This window comes from Bradyrhizobium sp. SPXBL-04, from assembly GCF_051853035.1.
Taxonomy (GTDB): domain Bacteria; phylum Pseudomonadota; class Alphaproteobacteria; order Rhizobiales; family Xanthobacteraceae; genus Bradyrhizobium; species Bradyrhizobium zhanjiangense.
In genome coordinates this window covers 3,883,514-3,906,471 of record NZ_CP182472.1, presented here as the reverse complement: position 1 = coordinate 3,906,471, position 22,958 = coordinate 3,883,514, and the positions used below count along the sequence as shown (strand labels likewise).

10 protein-coding genes are annotated in these 22,958 nt (G+C 58.8%); 2 read left to right on the top strand and 8 right to left on the bottom strand.

Going from position 1 to position 22,958, the window contains the following annotated elements; all coding sequences use genetic code 11:
- Positions 1-180: 180 nt before the first annotated feature.
- The 8 genes from ACNJX8_RS18390 to ACNJX8_RS18355 form a co-directional block, all read right to left on the bottom strand.
- Entirely contained in the window at positions 181-2,691 is a 2,511-nt protein-coding gene (locus ACNJX8_RS18390; RefSeq protein ID WP_439361600.1) for a hypothetical protein, read from the bottom strand.
- Positions 2,688-4,271, bottom strand: a complete 1,584-nt coding sequence (locus tag ACNJX8_RS18385; RefSeq protein ID WP_439361599.1) for a hypothetical protein — start codon at positions 4,269-4,271, stop codon at positions 2,688-2,690. Before ACNJX8_RS18385 ends, ACNJX8_RS18390 begins: the two co-directional genes overlap by 4 nt.
- A 181-nt stretch (positions 4,272-4,452) precedes the next feature.
- Entirely contained in the window at positions 4,453-5,229 is a 777-nt protein-coding gene (locus ACNJX8_RS18380; RefSeq protein WP_439361598.1) for an HNH endonuclease, read from the bottom strand.
- Positions 5,226-7,208, bottom strand: a complete 1,983-nt coding sequence (locus ACNJX8_RS18375) for a chromosome segregation protein SMC (RefSeq protein ID WP_439361597.1) — start codon at positions 7,206-7,208, stop codon at positions 5,226-5,228. The genes ACNJX8_RS18380 and ACNJX8_RS18375 overlap by 4 nt, the downstream gene beginning before the upstream one ends.
- Positions 7,192-7,620 carry a hypothetical protein gene (locus tag ACNJX8_RS18370; RefSeq protein WP_439410345.1) on the bottom strand — a complete coding sequence of 143 codons (429 nt, stop codon included), beginning with the start codon at positions 7,618-7,620 and terminating at the stop codon, positions 7,192-7,194. The genes ACNJX8_RS18375 and ACNJX8_RS18370 overlap by 17 nt, the downstream gene beginning before the upstream one ends.
- A gap of 281 nt (positions 7,621-7,901) precedes the next feature.
- Entirely contained in the window at positions 7,902-11,993 is a 4,092-nt protein-coding gene (locus tag ACNJX8_RS18365) for an Eco57I restriction-modification methylase domain-containing protein (protein WP_439410344.1), read from the bottom strand.
- On the bottom strand, positions 11,993-14,779 hold the full coding sequence (locus ACNJX8_RS18360) for a DEAD/DEAH box helicase (protein WP_439361595.1): 2,787 nt from the start codon (positions 14,777-14,779) through the stop codon (positions 11,993-11,995). The genes ACNJX8_RS18365 and ACNJX8_RS18360 overlap by 1 nt, the downstream gene beginning before the upstream one ends.
- Positions 14,779-19,926, bottom strand: coding sequence for a DEAD/DEAH box helicase (locus ACNJX8_RS18355; RefSeq protein WP_439361594.1), 5,148 nt, complete (start codon positions 19,924-19,926; stop codon positions 14,779-14,781). Before ACNJX8_RS18355 ends, ACNJX8_RS18360 begins: the two co-directional genes overlap by 1 nt.
- A 598-nt stretch (positions 19,927-20,524) precedes the next feature.
- On the opposite strand from ACNJX8_RS18355, the gene ACNJX8_RS18350 reads away from it, so the two are divergent.
- Together ACNJX8_RS18350 and ACNJX8_RS18345 are read left to right on the top strand one after the other, a co-directional pair.
- The gene (locus ACNJX8_RS18350; protein WP_439361593.1) at positions 20,525-21,730 is read left to right on the top strand and encodes a metallo-hydrolase/oxidoreductase; all 1,206 of its coding nucleotides are present in this window, start codon (positions 20,525-20,527) and stop codon (positions 21,728-21,730) included.
- A gap of 66 nt (positions 21,731-21,796) precedes the next feature.
- A complete protein-coding gene (locus ACNJX8_RS18345) occupies positions 21,797-22,918 on the top strand; it encodes a hypothetical protein (protein ID WP_439361592.1) in 1,122 nt (373 codons plus the stop codon).
- The last annotated feature ends 40 nt before the right edge of the window (positions 22,919-22,958 follow it).

Below are 22,958 nucleotides of genomic sequence, written 5' to 3'. Positions count from 1 at the left end.
GACCGCAAACGGGGTAGCTGGTGCTAAGGACTATGAAGTTCAAATATGAGGCGCGGAAAGCCGCCGCAGGCGCTTACGATGTAGCGATTGCTTGAGCATTCCCTACATCAAGTCGCCGTTTCGTCCGCCTGTTGGTCTCAAGAAGGCAAGTTTGATCCAGGCCAGAACACGCTTGTGACCCTAACCCGTGGTACTTGGTGCTCTCGCAGGCGACGGGAATGTCGTTTTCTTTCCCTTGAAGATGTTCCGTACAAGCGCCTGATGGGCGTCTGCTAGCGTGCCAGCATCAAGTCCCAAGCGAATACTGAATCGCTCGGACAATCGGCGCATCAGCAGCTCAACCTCGGCTCCTCGCAACTCTGCCTCGTCCATTCCCGTCAGCCGGTAGATTTTTTCAGCGAGGGAGACCATGTGCTTGGCGAGCGTGGCGTATTCGTCTTTCGAAACTGGCGCGCGGAGGGAGGCATGGAGGCACCAGAAACAGGTTGCCCAACATTCCAGAACGTCATCTGTGAGCTGGTCATGCAGCGCATCAAGCTTCACCTGCCGGATAGCGGGATTGGGGCCTCCGAAGAAGCAAAAGAGTACGCGCCCAAGAAGGCGGGGCCAGCTTTCTCCTCCGCCCTGTACGGGCAGGACTTGCAACGACGTCCTTGCTTGTGTTTCGCCGGTGTCAACGTCCTTGCCACTCCAGCCGGCAGCAGCCACGATCATCAGCAACGCGCGCAAGCGCAGTATATCGAACGTCGTAAGAGCGCCGTCTTTTTTACGTTCGGCTATCCGGTCACCGAAGGCGTTGACAGCATCGACAACCTGCTCGCGCGTGGCCTTTCTCTGCGCTGTTTTTTGTCGTCGCTGTTCGCGCCGCTTTTCCTCGGGCGATACGTCATCGGCTTCTGCCTCGAAACTCTCGCCGCGCTTCACCGCATCTTCGGCGTTAGTAGTTTCATCGCCAAGATCAAACGCTTTGTCGAGGTTTTGCCGGACGTGGATATCCGCATGAGCATCTGCGCTCTCGATACCTAGAATCCTATTGAGAAAACCGCGTACCAGCGACGCTTCACTAGCGCTCAGACTATTCCTTCCAGTCGAAACGCTATCGGTCCGAGGCCTACGCCCGGCGACAAACTCTTCATAGGTGAGTATTCTAAACTTGTCCGGCCGAGCGGTTTCTTCCCCACCTTTCTTGCTCGATCGCTTGATGGATAAGCCTTTATTCTCTGTCTGCAACAAACGCTCTGCCGACTCCAACGTGTCGAGTACGTCAAGCAACAGTAAACTCTCCTCGGTTTCTTCATTGAGCTCGGAGATCGCGTTTTCCGCCTGTTTGGAACGCGCCTCCCTGGCTGTCTCCCGGATTTTGTCGATGAGGGTCACGATGGCCGGTGTGGAGCGCGTTCCGTCGGCATACTGCAAGACGGCGAAGGCTGGCAGTTCTGTCAGGCCCATCAATTGGTGTTGCCTCACATTCCCGCGGATAGAGACTGGGCCGAGACGGCAATCCAGCTCCTTCTGATCGCTGTTGAACAGCTTGATCGCGGGTGTGGAATTTGGGTCGATACCCGCTGGCGGCATCCACATCAACGTGTCATAGTTGCATTCAAATCGCCCAGGCGATCGGCTGCGCCAGGCATCAAGATCAATATCGTTGTTGGCTTCGCCCTCCTCTAAGTCGGCAGGATCGATCTCGCGGCTCGGATTCAGCAGTTCGGATAATTCGAGCGTTTCGATTATCGATCCCGGCGGATACCGCCGATACATAGACACTTCTTCATTGCTGCCCGCAAAGCCTTTCTCGCCCAGCGCGGCAAGGGTGCAATTAGCACTTCCGAACAGGACGTGGTCTGCCTTGCGCGTTTGTGCGATCAAGATCTTTGCGTGCATAAAGCGGCCTTTGCGAAATTCCTTGCGGTCGAAGAGCCGTACGCCCTTCAATTTCTTCAGGGCTGATACTGGAAACTGTTCCGTTTGCGCATCAATGAGCAAGTCGATCTTTGGCGACGATAGCCTCTTGGCGATGAAACTCAGGGCCCTAAGGTTCGGATCCCAATAAGGGCTAACGACGATAAGGCGCCGCACGGACTCCCCATCGACAAGGTCGGCGAATCTTTCGCCGATTCCTCTGGGCTCGCCCGTGGTGAGAAGAGCGGCCGTCGAGCCGTCATTGAGGGTGATGCTTTCCGTTGTCGGCAACGCGCGCCGCAGCCACGGCGAACGGGCTTCGGCCCAAGCGATTTGCGCATCGAGCGCGTGGCCGGTTCGGTCACAGTGCCGCAGCGCATAAGTCCAAGCTTGCGCGATGAGGCGCTGTTCAGCGGTATCTTCCGCGCCGCAAGCAAGTTCACAAGCCAATTCGAGGTTGCCAGCGAGGCCTGTCGCCGTGATGTTGGCCGAGCTGACAATGATCCTGCCGCCATTTCTGCCTAGCTGGACGACCAATTTCGGATGGAATGCGCCGGTTGCGGATACACCATTGACGGTATATTGGCGTCCTGCGGAACGTGGCGGCGAGGAGCAGTCTACAAGACTGTGCGAGAGGAGAGCCGCATCGCAGAGAAGGATGTTGTTCCGACAGCCTGCGCCTTTAAGGCGTGACAGGACAACGCTCTCATAGGTGTCAAAATCGACCCCGAAACTAGTGATGATGCTGGTGTGGTAGCCACGCTCCCCAAAGCGTTCGTAAAGTTTCATGACGCTTGAAGCACCTCCACACCGCGGCGCGTAAGACCGTTGTCGTCGATCAGATGAATATCGCGAAGAAACCGGATAGCCGGACCTAGCCTCGGGTTTGTGAACACGGGACCGTCCTTCTCCCGGAGCCAAATGAGGCCGTCGTCTGCTTCGATCAAAAAAGTGTAGTCGCCCTGACGCTGGAATTTCCGGAGGGCGACCCACAAGTGCCGACGTATCACGCGCTCTTCTATGATCCGCGCCACGGCATCCGAAAACGGGGTGTCACCGAATTGATCGAGATACCGCCCCTCGGTGAGCAACGAATGGAATGCCGTGAGATCGAGGGTTTTCAGCTCTTCGGTAACCGCCTGCGTATTTTGACGGAATCTTCGGTGCAGGAGCGCAAGGAGCGTGAGCGCGCTCCGGGCAATTTCGGCTGAGCAGTAGTCGGCCACTCGGCGAGCGGTCATTATAGCCGCTGCGAGAGCTGCTTCGCTGTTTGCGGCAGACGGATCGCCAGTATTTTCAACGGCGTCCAAGCCGGCGACGAAAGCATTCCACGAGGCTGGCGGATTTCCCGTCGTTGACGTGACGTCTTCAACGCATTGCGCGATCAACGCCGACGGGGCAATGCCACGCGGGTAGTCGCCTAGCTTGTCGAGAATGAATTTGAGGAGGCATTCGAGAGCAACGTGGCAAAGATCGTTTGCCTGGTAGATACGCCACCTCTCGATCTGAGCCTCAAGTTCTTTTGTGCCCGGAGCAAACAACTGGCCCTTCCGGTCCTTACCCGCATAAAGAAGCCACCGAACGTCATCTGGCGTCGGAGCACGCTGGATCTGCTCTGCGACCTTCAGGATCAACAGCAGGCTTGAGCGCCGCGATATAGCCTCTTCGTCTTGCGGACCCGTTCGGGCAAAGAGAATGTCTTCATAGAGCTTTCGCTCAGGCCCGCCCTTTCGGATCCCGGATGGCGCAAGACGTGCAAACACGTCAAGCTCGCGAAGGGAGACCTTGCCTCGCTGGATAGCCTCATAGAATGGCGCGGATAACTCTCCCATCTCCTTATCAAAGGCTTGGGCCAGCTTCTCGCCGAGCTCGAGGCTTGGCATGGCGATCGCATGTTCCCGCGACGGGTCGAAGATGCCGATTTGAAAGAGCTGGCTTGCGTAAGCAAGCCCATAGGCGCCCCAATCGACCGCGAAATAGTAGTCCGAAGTCTCCCTTCTGGTTTTCGCGGCTTCCGCGAAGTCGATCGTACGGCTCGTTGAATCCTTGAGCTTCTCTTGAGCCCACTCGGTACCGGTGACGCCCCCCTCATCGCCGCGGCGCTGAGCGATCAGCGCATAGAGTGCTTCGGTGCGGCGGATCATCCGCTGCCAGGCCTTAGGATTGGTGTCGCCGATGCGCTTGGCATAGACCCAACTCAGCCAAGCGTACAATCCATAGTATCGCATCCGTAGGGTCACGTTACCGATGCCGGGTATAAGCGTTTGGTAGAGATGCACGCTACTGTTCTGCATCCCCAGCGGGTCGAGTCCGTTCTTCTTGCGGTACTCGGTCCATTCGGGAAAGCTCAATTCGGCCACGACGCTCAATGACACACCCGTCATTTAAGGGAAGGGAAAATATAGTTGGCGCACGCTGCGCCGTTACACAAGCTGAAGCCGAGAGAACTCCACGAACTACAGGCGGGGTCGTAGGCGACAAAGGATCTCAGGTCGGAGCACCGCGATAGACAGCGTACCGATCCATGCGAGACTTCCCGATTTCGCTCGCTCAACTCCGCATCCAAACGTGGTTACGATGATAGGCCAAATAGGGCTGATGCTCGTCGCGTAGCGCCAGCCTCGGCACTTTATCTATAGCAAGCGCTTCATACGCAGCCTCCTCCAAATGAGGAGAGGGCAAAACCGTACCATTCTCATTAAAAGTCACCAGTCCAGCGTCAAATGCGGCATCCCATAATGCGGATAGCAAAAGTCCGTTGTGCACATCGAGTCTCTGCGCGTCGGTGGCGCAGTCAGACCACGGCATCATGTGCGAAGCTCGTAGGAGATCTGAATCCGAGATTCCGCTCAACGGGCACCTCCCGTTCCAGTATTCGACGAGGGCGCGGCGAAAGATATCTTGTCCGATCCTAAATTTCTGGGCGCGTTCTCCTTCGGTTTCACCGAACTCCGCTACAGCCTTCACATATTTCTCGAGAGGAAAGTTGGGTAAGCTAACTGACAGGCGGTACACCGCTTGGACTCCAGCATGCAGCTCATCACGCGTAGCAAACATGAAGGCCCCGGCGTGACCTTTGGCCGAGGGAGTCGCAGCTTGAGCGTCCAACGCTCGCACCACTCCTGGCAAGGTAAGGGACAGAAAGAATGGACCGGACGCGCTCGCGGCGGCTAGTCCGATCTCCCCCGGCGCACTGGCTGATCGGAAAAAAATCCATCCACCGGCCTCTTCAGGACCAATGCGGTAGCCGTGTTCGTTCGCGGCGTCGCGCAGCTCAGAGAGAAGGACGAATGGATAAGCTGCAAGACGCGCTTCGGTGCTGGTCATAAGTCGACCCCGAGCAAGCGCTGGGTAGGTGGATCGCCATGCAATTTTAGCTGCAGGTAGGGACGTTCCCTGAACTCGGTTGGAGGCGCCGTAGTTGTCGTTACAATGTACTGAAACAGTGGCTTTCCGCCGACGCGCTCCAAATCCTGCACGATATCGAAGAGCCGTCCATAAATTGACAAGCCAAGATCGGCCTCACGTGGGCTGTCGTGAAGCAGAAATGACGGCACACGTGTCGCGCCTTCGATGCTCACGCACATCGCAGCGAGGTCGAAAGCCAAAACCTTGAGGGAGTCGATCGCGGCTGTCCTGCGGTCGCCGCCCATGTCTACCGAAAGATCAAGCCCGTTCCCGCTAAGGGTGATCCGGCCCTTTGCATCGTGGCCGACCAACCGTCGGACGATCGGGTCGAACTTCTCGCTCATGCGTCCGAAAACCCGGGCCTGTTTGTCACGAAAGGCGCCCAGCCGTTCTCTCTCAGTCTCTAGTTTTGCGCCCAATTCGCGCAGACGCTTGATACCCTCCTCCTGCGTTTCGAAGAGTTCTGCAAGGCGCTCAACATCGTCCTGGAGCCTGCGGGCGGCGTACCAAGTGGATTCTCGGGCATCGCGGGTCTTCTCGATGTTCGTGACGTGATCGACGGATCGGTCGAAGTGCTGCTTGGCTAGAGCAATCTGCGGCAAGAGCTTCGTCTGCTCTTGCCGCAGATCCTCAACTCGCTTCGCTTGGGAGTCGTGATCAGCTTGTCGTTGATTCCAACGCTGCCGGCAGGCGTCGGCATCAGGAATTTTGTGCGAGAGCTTGCAGCCCTCTGCCAGAGCGCGGTCGACGGGGACTTCGCATATCGGGCAGATCGGGCTTTCAGCCTCGACTTTCGAATAGGAAAGCCCCGGCAATTCCCCGCGTATCATCGCCAATGTGCGTTCTTCAGCGGGGATTAGCGCCCCGATACGGATACGTTCGCCTTCAAGGCGCGCCAATTCATTTCTCGCGGCCTCTCGTTGCTCGCGTGCTGCGGTGAGTTCAGCGTCGCCGCCAGTCGGAATCTTACTTGCCGACGCCAAGCGCGTACTGGCGGACCTGCGCATGAGGTCGATCAGCAATGGCATCTCTGGAAGCGACTGCCCCTCAAGGCCGAGGCCCGTAACGAGCCGTGTTTGCGTGCGTTCGATTTCCCACCGGCGATGGCCAATCTCTTGATCCAGGACTCGGCGCTCCTCGCTGAGGCTATTCACTTCACCACGCGTGGCCTGTTCCTCAGGCGTGATCGCCATCAGAAACGAACGGAGCGCCTCAAGCCTTGGTCCCTTCTCCTGTCCGCTCGCGGGCATCGGTGAATCGGAGTCCGAGGTCGGTGACCGCCAGTCAAGGACATCGTCAAATCGACACTCTTGGTCCCGCGTGAGCCAGGCCAGCGCGATCGGCCAAATAGGCCCGTTTGCTTGCGGGCGAACCAATTGGGCAAGCGCGGTGGTGATGATTTGCTGATCGATCGCCTCGACGAACGGCTCCATTCCCGTTGAAGCGCCCTCACCAGCGGCGATCTCGTCGAGATTTCCGCCCGGTACAGCCATATGTCGCCGACGCACGCCGAGCGGGCGAACGATCGCCCAGCAGATTCCGTCTAGTATGACCTCGGCACCCACGATGCCGTTCAAGAATGCAATGCCGATCCGATCACGCTGGGGCTCGGTGGCGAAGCGATCCTCGCCAAGGCAATAGCGGATAAGCCGGCAGAAAAGCGTTTTGCCGCTTCCATGCCCGACGGCATTTGTTTGACCGGCCAAAGCGGCATCATCTGCTCCATCAGGTGACCAGACGATGTTCAGGCCGGGGCGAAGCTCGATGTCCCGCACCTTCTCCCCACCAGGCTCTTTCCATATGACAAGTCGTCGAACCCAAAGCCGCGGCCCTTCGAACCCTTCAGCGGGGCTTACCGTCAGAAGCTGCGGGTCGAGAAGGTCAGGCTGCTGCGGCATTGATCACCCACTGCTGTATGTCAGCGGGCAGCGAATCCACCGCCGCGTCTAGGTTGATGTTCTCCAGAGCACCGAACACGAAGCCTGCACGACCGTCAGGCCATCCGGAAGTGTCGATGGCCTCCAAACCGGGACCAGATGCCCATGTCCCGCGCTGGAGATCCTCAACCAGCCGTCCATTGCCGCGGTGGTTTCGCAGAGCGGCGCCCCACGCTGTGTTGTTCCTCGCGACGAATGTCGCGACATTGCCGGCAAGAGGATCGGACTCCACCCCTATCAGGCGACGCCACTCAGCCGCTTTGGCGGGAGGCAGGAGCGGAACAAGTAGGCGCGGTTCTAGGACCAAGGCTGCGGCAAGACGAACATCGGGGATCGGCCTCGGCCCAACCATCGTTTTGAGAATGGCTGCCAAGACAACTCCCGTGTCACCGGGGTGCGATTGGGCAGTCCTAGCCCATGCGTTGTTAGGCAACGAGGCTGCAAGCGGCTGGCGAACCTCGATGGGTGTGCTCGCCACGTGCGTGGTAGATAGGCGGTCGTAGGCGTCAAGCGTGAGCCTGCGCGTGCGATACTCGCCTAGTGCGGACTCCTCATTGCGCTTTAGGCCACGAAAGGTTTCAGATGGATAGTCTGCCCCATGCGTGTCGGCTGGATCGAGCACATAGCGAAGCTCATCACGGGAAAGACCGTATTTCAGTGCAAAGAAGGCATCGAGTTCTGCTCGGACGTCTGCGCGTCGGCGGGATCGAAAGCGAACGGCGACCCTCCGTATCCAAGATCTTCGGCCCACGCTCGCATGGAGTGAGAGGTATAGGTGAGCTCAAGCACCCGCTCGGTCAGGAAGGCATAGTCGCTGCGGTTGAATTGGTGCGGAGCGAGAATCGGCAGTTGCTTCATGTAGTAGTATTTGAACGACGTCCCTCCAGCCTTTTGGCGCGCCGCATAGTCGAGGGGAATCGAAGTTAAGTTCGCAACAATCGGGAGCGCCGATCGGATTCCCAATGGGTGGTGCATCACAAGGATCTTGTCTCCCACCCCAGCTTTCGGGAACACACTTGCGATCACCGTTCGCTCGTCGGTGGAGCGGCAAATATCCCTCCAACCCATTAGCCAGCGCGGCTGCTTGCGGCTGATCAGGGCCGCAGTAAGTGCCAGCGGATCAGCCGGTCCTGCCTTGATGAAAGCGAGATCATCTTCCGAAAGCGGCGTCTCGCGGTGCATCTCCCGGGCGCTATCCGCCGCTTTGTGTAGCCATGTCGCAAATTTGGCACCAACGATGCCGCGATCAAGCGCGCGTTGTCCCAGCACATCCCGCAAAAGCGCGCCCGCGCGATCAGCGGAACGCGCGAGATTACTCGGCTGCAGATCGGCTGAGTCGAGTGTGCTGATCACCCATTCCGCTAACACCTTTAAGCAGCCATCCGCATTCTCCTTTCGAAAATACTGCTTGAGACGGGCGGGCAAGCGACCCACTCGCAACTCCATCTCAGCTTGTGGTACCCAGTACCACGGCTCTGCTTCGTAATCTGGATCGTTTCTGACGGCATCCGGCGTCGGCGGCAGCGAACCCTCGCCTGAGCGCTCCGAAAGGCCCGCATAAGATCCGAAGCGATGATCGAAATGGTGGATCATCTTGGCCTCGTAGAGCGGCACGAAGATCTGGCTGTCGCGGTTGCGCCAATCTAGCCCCTCGCGGTTGAACCCTTCGCTGGATAGCTGCGCCGCCGTTCGGAACAACTTACTGTCTGACGACATATCAAACAGTCGCTGAAAGGTAATGCTCCACGGATTGTCATCGCCGTCCGGATGTTCCGGCCGCTCGCGGATGAGAATCGGCGCTGCGCGATAGATTTTACGAGTTAGGTCCGCATCAAATTCGGTTCTGAAAATAGGTGTTGTGCCAGTGTTCGGATTCAGCTCAAGTATCTGAGCGGGCGTGAGTGTGAAATGACGCCGCTTGTCACCAAACTCCTCGTCCGTCCGAGAGAAGAAGCTTAGGTCGATCGCGGCAGGCCCAGTATTTGCCTGCCCCACGGTCAAGAGGCAAAATTTGAATCGTGCGTGACCGATATCGTCAAAGTACCCGAGCCCAGTCTGAAAATCATGGAGACTGAAGAGCCTCCGACTGGCGACAAGATCGCGGAAAAATACACTTGTCGAACTATCCGTTGCGATACCAGTCGGCACGATTATTCCGGCGCGCCCATTTACCCTCGTCAACTGGGAAAAGAGTTCCGCAAACAATGCATATGTGTTCACATCACCTGCGCCACTCAACGGGAATCGCTCTGTCTTGCGCACAAACACGCTCGCGGCTTCAGACGCGCGTTTCGCGAACTCAAACTCCTCCGCCAACTGGAATTGGGGAGAGCCCGGCACGGCATTCTTAAGTGCTTTGATGAGCTTCTCGCGTTCGGCCTTGTTGCGAGCCGTCGCAATGTCGGGGTCGCGAGCGGCGAAGAACTCCTTTTCTTGAAGTTTAATTCGTTCCCATGGTGGATTTCCGACCACAACATCGAAGCCACCGCGCGCCATAATCGCCGGGAACTCGAGCGGCCAGTGAAAGGCGCACACCGAGTGAGCAATTGCCTCCACCTCCGCCATAAGAGAGGCATTGAGCGCTTGCCCCCTCGCTGCCATCCAGACGTGATCAGTCTCCGGCATAGACGACGGAGCAATGTTGGAACGCTCTGCGGTTTTAGGAACAAAGAACGCGGAGACATAGGTATCGCAGGCGGTCTTCAACCGCAGCCAGTTGGCCCCACCATGCAATCGGGCGAAGGCAGCTTCTTTGGCGGCGACATCGGCTAGCGTCTCCTCCGGCATGGCCGTCAACGCCTCGGCCGCGCCGATGAGGCCAGGAGGTGGTTTCAACTCAGCAAAAAGGCCGGTAGCGCCCTTGCCTTCCCGCTGCTCCTTATTGCGGCGGGCATGAACCTTTGCGACCTCTGCATCGTCGCCCTCAAGCACCTCGTAGGCTGCATCGGGAATGCCGCCTCCGAGACTTGTGACGTCGAAGACACCGACGAGACTATCACCACATCGTATATGACTGTCTAGGAACGTGAGCGGCTTACCTGGTTCAAGCCCCTCAATCCAAAGCGCGACCTTCGCAAGCTCCACAGCCATTGGGTTGCGGTCCACGCCGTAAATAGAATGGCGTACGACGTGCCGCATTGCCGCTGGATAGTCCGGCGCTTCGCTGTCACGCAGTTGAGCAACGCGGGCGGCCAAGCGACGGGCCGCACCGAGTAGAAAATGGCCAGAACCGCAGGCGGGGTCTATTACCGAAAGCTGCAGGATTGCCTCTGCGCCCCCCTCTGCCTCGGCCCGCGTAAGTACGGGCTCGAGTGTCGAATCGAGCAGCGTCTGAACGAGACTGTCCGGCGTGTAGTAGCTGCCGGAGGTCTTACGCGCATTGCCCTTCGATTCGTCGGCTTCAGCGAAGCCAAAGCGCCGGCCATGCTCCTCGCGGACCGGAACAAGCTCAAGCAAGCCTTCATAGACGGAGCCGAGCTCCTCCGTGGCCATGTCGCGCCAATTTACGCGCACACGCCGCCCATCTTCGATGAGCCAGCTCAGGTGGAAGATGGCTCGCAGGAAGGCGCGGTTCGGCAGCTTTGCATCGTCAAGATCGACCGTCTCACCACGCGTGAAAAGCCCGCCTAACGCTGGCAATCCGAGTAGCTTCTCGCCGTGCTCCAGCCCCCGGAAGACGATCTTCGCCGCCTCCCAAGCATCATGATGGTGATCGTGCGAGGAACGTCGAGCCGACCGATCTCGCATATGGCTGAAGCCGTAAGCGGAAGCATAGAGATCACGAGCCGCTTCCGATGCGTCCGGTCCATGTAGAAGCTCGCGATCTTCAGCGACCGCCAAGAAGATCAACCGATAAACCACGCGTAGGAGCTGCTCAAACCAGCCATGCATGCTGGTATGCTTTTCATCGAGCTTCACCCGCAGGTCGGGGTTCGCATCCAGGAACCCCTGGCCAAGCGCCAGTAGTGCTTCCTTGACGCTCTTTCCAAGTCGATCGCGTGCCGCGGTTCCGGCTCGTAGTCCAGCCTCGCGCCAGCGCTCCAGCGCGCAATCGCCCGCCGCAGCATTTTCCCCGCCGAAACGTGTCGCATGGATCAGCAGCCACGTGGCAGTGAAGTCCGCGAACATCTCGTCGCGGAAGATCGCTCCCAAATCCGCTTCAATGTAGGTTGGGCGGGTGAAGCTGGCGTTGTCCCGCATGAGGCGGAGGCGGTCGCCAGCAAAAACCAGACCCCATAAGAACTCGGAGTTCGCGTTGAGCCAGTCCTGGAGCAACACGCTCGGCGAACGTCGCGGAATTGTACCATGTTCGTCGCCAAGATGCGGAAGCGCTTTGGTGAATGCATCCGCATCCGATAGAGGCGCGGCCACGACGATCGGCACCCTGCCGCCCTTTGCCTCAAGGGTAATACGGTAGGTATGCCCATTTTGCTGGTGAAGATTCGGGCCGTGCAGACCTTCAAATCCGAACGCCTCCTCAAGCAGGCTCTTAACGAAGACGGTCGTTTGAAGCTCGGTGGGCGCTGCCAATTTGGCATAAGCCTGCCAATGCGCCTGGCCGATCCTGAAATAGCGCGTGATCTCGTCACGCAGGTTCGTCCCTTTGGGGCAACCATATTCCGCGGCCGCTTTCTGGTCTGGAGCGGTGGCAGCGATCACTGCAACTTGATCGGGAGAGATCAATCCTCCCTCGATCGAGACGGCGGTGAGCCCAATATTGGCGGCGCGCTTGAGATGCCGGGCCATCACTCGCCCTCCGGAAGGAGGACATAGAGACCTATGACGTCCGCTGGCAAAACAGGAACGACCTCGACCGTCGCCCCACCGCGCGCGGCTTCCGTCAGCCGAAGATGGTCGGCGGAAAGCGCAGCTCCGCGTTCCGCTGCGAAGGCCTCCATCGCAGGCTGGTAGCTCACCAATCGTCCATGAGCTCTCTGGAGCTGACGCGCAGCAGCGAGTTCATCGAGATTTCCTGCTGCCTCGGCCTCGAGAAGCTCAAGGGCAGAATGTCCTTCAAGGATCGACGCTGGAGCTATTCCGCCGAACGCGATGCCCGTCGCTTCCTCGGCAAGCAGCAGCCGGTTTGTGCGGCCGCTGGTGATGAGCTTGAAACGAAGCCGCAACAGCATCAGCGTTGTCATCTGAGCGACGGCTCGCGTGCGCCAGGCACCGCACCGGCCAAGGGGACGGAATGCTGCACCCTCCGGATCCAGCGCCCCCTCCGCCAAACTTTCCGCCAAGCTTGCAACGAGGGGGTGGACGCGCCCGAGATGCGTCACGCCCGGCGCCGGATCATCCTCGAAGCCAACTCTTCGCGTCCCTCGCAGACCACGCGCCTCCAAGCGTTCCTTGATGGCGTCGGGCATCGCATCGAAATGCACTAAATGATGCTGTCCGGCCGTCTCCAATGGCGCACCGGCGCGCTTCAAAGCACGTTCCGTGAAGCGCGCAACTTCGGTCGGACCACCGTTTAGCGCGCGCATCTGCCGCCACTCCGGCAGCACTTCATCGGGCTTCAACGCACCTTGCGCATAGCGCGCGCGGCTTGCTTTCGCATTTTCCTCGGCGTCGCGCCATTTGCTGTCGAGCCGTTCGCTTGAGAGACCGAAATCGAAGGCCAACTGCTCCCGATGCCCGCCGGCGCGAAGCATAAGCGCTTGCATCAGCGCCGAGGTCACGCCTTCGCTGTCTTCGGGCATCGGAACCGAAATGCCCGTCGCCTTACGAATGGCGTCCGCTTTTCGCAGGATGACCTGCAAGACTGCGCCATCAATCGCGCTGTTGTCGCCAAAGATCGTCACTGAGCGGACGACAGGCGAACGCTGACCAAATCGGTCGACACGCCCCTCGCGTTGCTGATGACGGGTCGGATTCCAACTTAGATCGTAATGGACGACGGCATCGAACAGCGCTTGCAAATTGATGCCTTCGGAAAGGCAGTCCGTCGCGACGAGGATTCGGCTCTCGGAGTCTTCAAGCTGATCGATGCGAGTTCGCCGTTCTTCAGATGGCAGCCGTCCTGTTACGACTGCCACGTCAGCCTTTGGCCAAGCACGCTTGATCTCTTCGCCCAGCGCCTCCGCCGTTGCGATGAACCGGCAGAAGATGACCGGCTTGGATCCTTCCTGAAGTAGCGTTTTTAGAACCTTTAGCAGACGCGCCACCTTGGGATCCTCGCCACGACGGCGATCAAGGGATTCTGCAATCGCGATCAGCTTGGCGAGCTCACCGCGCTCCTCGGCGCTGCCGCTGGCGGTACCGGGCTCCACGTCTCCCTGATCGAGCAGGCCTTCGTCTTCGTCGAAGACAACGGGCTGCATCGCCTCTTCGTCGACCACACCGGATAAGCGATTGCGCAGTGCATTGATCGCGGCTGCCGGTGAGGAGCCGACGCATCGCATGAGTGCGAGCGTTCCCCAAAAAGCAAGCCGTCGGCTGCGCTGATCGGCACCGGCTCGCTGTGTAACAGCAAGGCAATAATCTAAGACACGATCGTGGAAGGCACCGAATTCGCCGCTGAGACTGAAGGGCTCATCCTTCACCTGATGAACAGGGAAAGTCCGTTTCTCGTGCCAGCCGGACTCGGTAATGTCGGGGCGCCGTCGCTGAACATAATGTTGAGCCAAACGGCGCGCATATCGCGTGCGCGCATTCTCGTCGCCTTGGGGACCTCCCCCGAAGTCCGGGCTAATGAGGCCTAGAAGACGATCGAACGCCGCTTCATCGCCACTGTGCGGCGTTGCCGTCAGCAGTAGCATGTGACGCTCCTCATCGGAGGCCAGGCGTTCGAGAAGCTCGAAACGCTGATGTCTGCCGCGATCTCCGCCGGTGCAGGCGTGCGCTTCATCAACGATCACAAGGGATGGGCAGGCCCGGGCAAATTCATCGCGGCGGCTGTCGGCCTTAATATAGTCAAGGCTTACGACGGTGTGCGGATAGGCCTCAAATAGGCTTTGAGCCGCAGGAAGACCACGCTCCAGGCTGCGCGCCTTGGCCGACGTCACCGCCACGGCGTCGATATCGAACTTCTCTGCAAGCTCACTCACCCATTGCTCGACGAGATGGGGCGGACACAGTACCGAGAAACGGTCGATCAGACCGCGGTCCAGCATCTCGCGGACGATCAACCCCGCCTCGATGGTCTTGCCGATTCCCACATCGTCGGCGATCAACAACCGCACCACCGAAAGCTTCAAGGCCATCATCAGCGGTACAAGTTGATAGGCGCGCGGCTCCACGCCGAGATGCGCAGCGCTTCGGAACGGGCCAGCCCCTCGGCGAAGCGACAGACGGAGCGCATCCGCTAGCAATCGCGCACCGTCCTGGGTGTCCCGCCGCTCGGGCGTTGGCGGAGCAAATCGCGCAGGCCTGACGGGATTGACTTCAAGCGCGAGCGCAATCCGTTGCGCATCGGCTTCTGAACCTGACAAGGGCCGCACATTGAGGATGTCGTCATCCGGAGACGGAAGGACGACCCATTCGCGTCCCCGCGCCTCGACAAGATCCCCCGGTGAAAATCTGACCGCTTCCACTACGCCGCCCCCAACAACTCAACCAATTTCCGCGGCGCGGCTTCGCCCGGCACCTCGGGAAGCTCGACGACATCCACCCCCAAGTCTGCGCATGCCGCGGCAAGCCCCTCCGATACACGACCTGACACCGCGAGCACCTGAAAGTTTGGCCAGTAAAGCTCGTATAAAGTGCCGTCGACCTTGCGCGGGGATGGTGCTGGCAATCCCCACCGGCCTATCGCACCTAGCCAGCCGCTTGCGGCCTCCACCGGCTCTGCCTGCGCGACCTCAGGCTCTGCAAGCTGGCAGAGAAAGGCCGTGACCTCCGCGTCGCGACGATCGATCAGATTATGGTCGGGCTGGTTGAAGTAGGAGAGCAGGCAGCGGTAACAGCCAGCGACACAAGCATCCGACCGCTCCTTGAGGCCAGTCCCACCCGGCGCGAAATCATAATGCATAAGATCCAGCGCCTGACGGGCGATCTCCGCCGTTCGGCGCGGATCGGAGACAAGGCGGTTCAGAACACCTGCTCCCCCCTCGGTCGCCTCGTAAAGCAGGATTGCCTTGCGGTCCTCGCGCGCAGGCAACGGCTCGCCCAAGAGTTCGCCTTCTTCAAGCTCGGCAACAATCTGGATGCCTCGCAGAAGAGCGTGCTGCAGGGTTGCCATCTGCCGCTCGTCAAAATTTGCAAGCGGCCGTACCAGAAGCGCGTTCTTATGGTCCTCGACGATCGGCACGATCCGCTGCGACTTCGGGATCGTGACGTCCATGTCATCATCATCCCCGCCGTTGAGCGTATCCTTTACCCATCGGCCTGACGTCGGATCGATGCAGAACCCGTTTATCGACTTTGACTTCCGACGGCGAAGTCCCTTGTTGACGCGCGATAGCTTCGCGCGCGCACCATAATCGAGATGCAGCAACGGACCCGCTTCCGAACGCAAGGTAAGCGTGCGGATATCGGGAACGCCCTTTTCGAATTGCCACTGGAAAACGGTCTGAATCTCAAAGCCGCGCCTTTGCCGGTCTTCATCATTCGCCGTGATCCGAGACGACGGCGCGGTTTCGACATTGTCGATCCGATAGACATTGTCGAGCCGATCCACACCGGCCAGCGAAGCGCCGCATGCGTGGCATCGCTCGAGCTTATCATCGGTGTGAGCCGCTCCGCACTCGCCGCACAGGATGAGGCTGGTGGTTGCCAGCTTGCCATCGTCGAGGCGACCGTGCGCCGGCAGCTTCGCACGGACAACCCGGTAGGCGCGCCCCTCGTGATAAATCAGGCTGTTGGGACCGAACTCGGAAATGGCGAGAAAACGCGGCCTTTGCAAGACGGCCGCACGTTTGGTCGCAGGGATGAAAGCATAGAGCGGGAGACGCGGGAAGTTGTATCCCGGCAGAAATCCTTCGGTCGCCAGATATCGATAAGTGTAAAAATCGGAGCCGTTCGAAGCCTGTCCGCGCTCGAGCATGTCAAGTTCTTCAGTCGCCCGGAAATGCCGGCGCGCAGCCTCTTTGCGTTCACCCGGTTTGAAGGACGTCTTCTGCTGGATTTGATGCGCCTCATCCTGCTCGCGGCGTGCGCTTCGGTAGAGCTCCCGCCACCGACTGAAGCTGCTTGCGAAATTCTGCGCGGCTTCCCGGTTGGTTTCATCGACGAATGCATCGATATCGGCCAGCCACGGCGCGTCGACCAACTCGACCGCGCTGACAGTCTGATCAAGAAGGCGGCGCATCGTAGGCTTCGCGGTTCCGCTTGCGGCAAGCTTTTCGAACGCCGCTTGGATTGGATCGGAGATCGGCATCTCCGGTGTTGCCATGTTCAAGTTTTCAGGGATGGATGGCTTCAGTGGCACCACGGCAGCCGCCAGCCATTCGGCATGGAGATGGCTCCGCAGCAGATCGCGATTGGCAAGATCGAGGGCTGGCGGCTTCACCACGCCCGCGACAAGCCCCTGCCGATTGTTGAAGTAATATTGGTCGTGAGGGGACTGCGCAGCACAATAGGTGACGACCAGCGCTGCTTGACCACTGCGGCCAGCACGGCCGGCTCGCTGCACGTAATTTGCCGGTGTTGGCGGTGCATTCCGGAGAAAGACAGCGTTCAGCGCGCTGATATCAACGCCGAGTTCCATCGTCGGAGAACAGAAGAGCGCCGGAAGGAAACTCGCCGGTTCGCCTTCCTGGCGCATTTCCTCCCGGTTCTGGGCGATCCTTTCGATATCCGACTTCCCGAACCGGAACCGATCTTCACGCCAAGCACGAACTTTCTGGTCGACCTGGGCGGTATGCTCCCGAGCCTCGAAGGCGAAAGGCAAATTGCCCTCCTGCCCCAGCATCTCCGCAACGTCTTCATAGAGCGTACGGAAGAAAGGATTTTCACGTTTGCCGTCGGCCCTCTTGGTCGCCGGAAAGAGGCGCAAGGCAGTCGATGACAGACGCCACGCAGGAGCTTCTCCGCCGGTAACCACCCGCCGGACGACCTGGTGATTTTCGGCCGCACGCAGGAGCGTGGCGATAACGTCGTCATACTCTTTGACGGGAAGCGGCTCACCCCACAGATCCTTGCTGCGGAGGGCCTTCCCCAAAGCCGTCCGCCAGCCGGCTCGTACAATTAGTACATCTTCCGCAGCGCTGATCTCGGCTTTGCTCGGCGGATCGAGCATCAGGAATCCGGCCTGGCGCAGTTCCTGTTCTTCATTTTGATCGATCAGCCAAGGATCGCGCAGGTGATTTCTGGACGTCTCGGCGACCTGCAATATCCGCTGGCGATCCAACGCTTCGGTGGCGATCGCAAGGCCGCGACGCATATAATCGAACAGCAGCGTGAAGAGCCTGGCTCGCAATTGGGGCGTGCTGCCCGCCAACCTCGGATTGCCAGCGAACTCTTCGTCGTCGCCCGCCAGTTCACCCAGCCCGGGAAACCGCACCTCCACGAGACCGGCTTCTTCGAGATTCGGGTTTGTGAAACGCCAACCTTTCCGAAGATCCGCCCATACCCGATGCGCGAGGATCGACGTCAACACTTCCTCGGCCGCCTGCCGGTTGTGGAATCCCTTTACGCGCGGATCGGCCATCCAATCGGAGAGCCGGTCAGATTCCTCCAGATCGAAACCAAGCGCTTTGCGAACAGCCTCACCGAACCGAACATCCGCGAGGCCCTTCTCGCCCGCGTCACGCACGGCACGTAAGATACCGCCGCGGAGCAAGCTGACGAAAATGAAGTCATTGAAATGCCCCGCCTGCAGGGCCGCATCCTGCCGATTGTCTGTGAAGCCCAGAAGCTTGCGTGTGCTTTCCTCAAGCGTGCCGTCGGCCTCCATCCACGCCAGGATGGTCGAGACGATGAGCGTCGTCGCCGAACTGCGGCCTTCGGCCGACAGGCCCGCCAGCTTGTTGATGTCGCGTGCCTGTTGCGGCGGCTGATGACGGCAATGGGGGCAGAAACGATATTTGCCGCTGAAGAACCAAGCTGGCACCCCGTCGTCGCCGAGCGACCCATCAGGCTTCATATAAAGGAGCTGCCCCTCATGCTTGCCGCGATGTCCTCCCTTAAGGCGCTCCTGTCCGGCCGGCGTAGTTTCCTGCCAATCGTCTGGATAGTCAGCGACGGCGCCCCCGAACTGGAAATCGGCATTGACCGCGGGAATTAGGAAGCCGGTTCGCGAACCGTCTGGTTCTGGGTCTTCACTCGCCGGCTCATCGATGGCCCGCGCAAGAACGCGGATACCATCGAGCGCATTTTCAATGCGCACGCTATGGTGTTCTTGGCCACATTCTCGGCAAAAGAAGACCGGATATAAGCGCGCATTCGGATCGGAGGGATGAAAAACCTGCCCCTCCAACACGACACGCCGGCCGGTCGCAGGTTCGATCGTTGCGTAGGCATGCCCAGCGCCAGAAATAAAGCGATGAAGCTTAAACGCCAGAAATGCACGGTCGCTGATGCCGCCGCGAAGATCTTCGCGGCGGCCCATCAAAGACAGCATTCCGGCAAGGGCGCTCCTACATTCCTCGGACGGAAGTTTTGTCTGGGCCACCAGTTTGGCAGTCGCGTCGCTCAACGTCATGGGTGGGCGACGGCGCAGCTTTTCGCCTTCAGCGAGTCCAATCTCGGTCTCGATCCAGCAGGCGAGCGGATTGCCGTACAGCTCCTTGTCGCTGAGGCCGGCAGGTATTGGTGCCCGGACCGCATCTACAAGTGATGCTCCGAGGCTTGCGCCGTTGATCCGGGGATCCGTTGCCCGGGCAAGATTTTCGTCGATGATCGAAGCCGAACTCAATTCTTCCCCGAAAATGAGCTTACCGACGCGAGCAACGGCACTTGCTCGCTCGATCTCGTCCTGCGCGCTCGACATCGTCGCCGACGTACCGATGCAAAGTAGCTTTCGCTCTTTGACAAGGCGGTCCTTAACGCGCCGCACCAGCATCGCGACGTCCGCTCCTTGGCGGCCGCGATATGTGTGCAATTCATCCAGCACAAGGAAATCCAAGCCGCACGCATTAGCGATAACGGCACGATCGAGTTCGTCCTGACGCGTCATGAGCAGTTCGAGCATCATGAAGTTCGTGAGCAAAATGTCGGGCTTGGCCTTGGCGATGGCTTGTCGATCTGCATCGCTCTCCTGGCCTGTATAGCGACCAAAGGTCGGACGCAGCTCCTCTTCCACCCCTGAGCCGCCGATGAACTTTTCAAGCTCCTCAAGTTGGCTGTTGGCCAAGGCGTTCATGGGATAAATGATGATGGCGCGCGTCCGCTGGGCCTCGCCTGCGCGCCGCGCGCGCACGACCGCATCGACGATCGGCAAGAAGAAGCACAGAGATTTGCCGGATCCTGTGCCGGTGGTTACAATGAAGCTTTCGCCATTGCGCGCCTTCACAACAGCACGTTCTTGGTGGCGATGGAGCTTGATCGGCTTCCGGTCCGAACCACTTGCGAATATTTTGCTGAGAGCAGGATCCAGCACATTTTGCGCGACGAGCTGATCTATCGAATGGCCAGCTTCGAAATGCGGATTGATAGTGATGAGGGGTTCGGGCCAAAAGCGCTGCTCGCTATAAGCAGCATCGACCTGTCCACGGATTTCCGGTGCTCGGATATCTGAGAATGAGCGCGCGAACGATTCGTATCGTTCTATCAACGCTTGATCGAGATCGAATATGTCCACGACGCCCCCTATCCAGTTATCTCAAATGGAGATATCCGGCTTATGCCCTTGAACTATCTATCATTATTTTGAACGACGCGATTGTATAGCGTGAGGTATTGGAAATTTTGTCAAGTTGTCCACGACATCTTCCAAGCTTCCACGGATCGCGGAACCGCCCCGACAAAGGCGTTCCACCGTCGCTGTTTTGTTCATGGTTAGCGATAGCTGACATCAATGTGTATCGAGCAGACCGACGGGGATCTTCGATGCAAGCCGCAATGACTATGGGCTGAAACGAAGCCACCATCGCCCCAAGCGGGTAAATGCTCAACCGTAGACAGCGTCAGGTTGTAATGCAATATAGACCTGCGAACTAACGATGACCCGATGCTTCGGCCTGTGGGGCCTACGAGCAATCTCAGATCGGACCATAGCCGCAATCTCGCGGTTTCCGGAACGAGCTGGTAACAAGGCCCTATACCGGGGGCATAATAGCGATTCATTTGACCTGTGACCGCAGTAGGCGGCTTAGGAGGCGATCTTCTTTTTCTTCTTTACTGAGCCACCCCCCGAATTTCCAACCCGACGTCTTTACGCTAGGCTTTCCCGTGTCGACATGCTCAGCACCGGTTCTGCCGCGCGGGGATCGTTCGAATTTGACTCCATCGATGCGGATTACGCCGATGGTGTCGATGGAGCAATTCAGGGTGCTTTCAACGAAGGCGTAACGAAACCCTTTGCGATCATTCGCATCGTAACCACGCCCCATCGCTTCGAGGAGGTTGCCGGCGCTCCGGGCCTCCCGGGCCATTGGTTCGCGTTAGACATTGACAAGACAGGATCGGCTACGTCGATACCGACCTGGCACGCGCAGCTTCAACCGAATGGCTTTCCGGCCCATTCGCGCGGCGTAACGACTAACATCACCTATCTCGGAACGGATCGCGACGGAGGCCCGGCTGGCCCTGTGCCGCGAAGCGTTGGCGCGGCGGTCACCAAGCAGGCTACCGTTCCGATCGTCGTCATTGCAGCTTGCGCGCTTCCCTCATCACCGAACGCCGCACAAACCATCGCAAGCGTTCTCGGCTCTGTGACAGGGGTCACAACCCTGCGCGTTAGGGACGTGGGCCAGGCAAGCTTTTCATCCTTGTGCGACAAGGACGGCAAAGCGGTGCTTCACTATGATGTTGGCTTTCCGATTTCATTCAATGGACATACGTCCCCTAACAATTTCGACCTCGATGAGACAGAGAAACCGCCCGTAGTTCTGTCGCATTGGGATTGGGACCACCTTCATGCCGCATTCCTCCACCCCCACCTGAAGGACTGCGTTTGGCTTGTACCAGATCAGAAACTAGGCCCGGGCGCTGCGCGGCTCGCGCGCATTCTCGCAGCAAAAGGCAGGCTGTTGATCCATCCAGCCGGGACCTTGACTGCTTTTCCGAACGGCGAAGTCGCTCACGCCAGCGGACCTCGGGCAAGCCTCAATGACGCGGGGTTGACAGTTCGGGTGGCTCTCGCGAGCGGCCGCTCGGTCCTTCTCACAGGGGACGTCGATTACAGCTTCCTCGCTCATCCCAGCATTGGATCACTGAACTATCTTGTCGCCACCCACCACGGCGCTAGGTTTGCTTCGGGCCAGGCAGCAATCCCGGCTCCTGTGCGGGAGTCGGGCACGCTTTTGCTCTCCTATGGAAAGCGCAACGTGTATCGGCATCCGCACCCCGACGCAATAAAGCTGCATACTCGCGCGGGCTGGGTGTATCAAATATCGACGGCGCGCAATGGTACGCAGTTGCGCGGCGATCGAGAGGTCAATTAGCTGCCGCGCTCGAGGTCGATGTTTAGAGTTTCGCTGCTGGCCAGGAAGGGCGCAGGGGGATAGTTCTTGAGCAACGCAAGAGCAGAACTACTTCTCACCAAGGCAGGCATTCCTTTCGAACCGGAGCCCAGATGGATCAAGGAGGGTCAAAAGCCCGACTTTTACTGCAAGGGAAAACAGGCGTTCTGGTGCGAGGTCAAAACCTTAGAGAGACCTGATGATTCCGAGAAGCTCAGCAGTGCGTTTCACGATCTTAGAAACCGCACCGCCAATATCGAGCAGACCGGACAGGGCATTGCCTACATTCATGACGACTTTTCCGAGCGCGATGCCAAAAACGTCGTGCAACTTCTGAAGCGCGGATTGAAGCGGTCTGAGGACGGCGACGCCCCCGACAAAATCGTGGCGCTCGTCCCACGGGATCCCGATCGAAAGCAGTTTGTCCGATTTTCTGTTGCAACTGGAAGCCGCGGCACTGCCGAATTTCACAGCTGCGTATCGCGAACAGGGTTTTACGGAAGTCCGGATGGCATCTTCGCCAATCCGTTCGGACAGCAGGTGACACAACACTTCTCAACCGGAACGAAGCGTACCGCTGTAGCTGGTGCATTCCTGCACCCGAATGAGACATTTCTCGTAGCCATCGTCGTTTGGAGGCATTCGGATCGTTTCGCGCTGATCTCTGCGGCGTCAGCCTTGCCGGCAAAGCGACTGAAGAATCCCCAACGAATTCGCGAAGTGCTGAGCGACGCAAACGATCAGCTCAAGAACGGTACGAAATACAAGGATGCGCCGTGCCTCCTGACGATCTTCCACGATGGGCTAGACGTTCCAGATGAAACGATCATCAAAAGTGCGCTCTACGGGAATCTGAAGTTCGTTTTCCCTAAGGGACGTCCCGAAAAGGGCAAGTTGATTTTCGACAAGGATGGTGGCTGGACGCCCGAGAAGAATCGAACAACCAGCGCTATCCTGTATGTCCGAAATGACGGACGGCCACTTCTCGTTCACAACTACTGGGCGCGCAAGCCATTCCCGACCGGTCTCTTTGATTGTAAAGAGGTGTCCCTGCTGCCGAAGGGAACGTTTCAAGAAACCGACATTGTCAAGCGCCCGATTTCGCCATCAATTCTAACAGGGATCGCAGGCTTTCTCGGAAAGCTATGGAAGGCGAAATTGAAGCGCTAGGCCATAGCCCGCTTCTTTCCGAGTAGGCTCTTTTTATGCG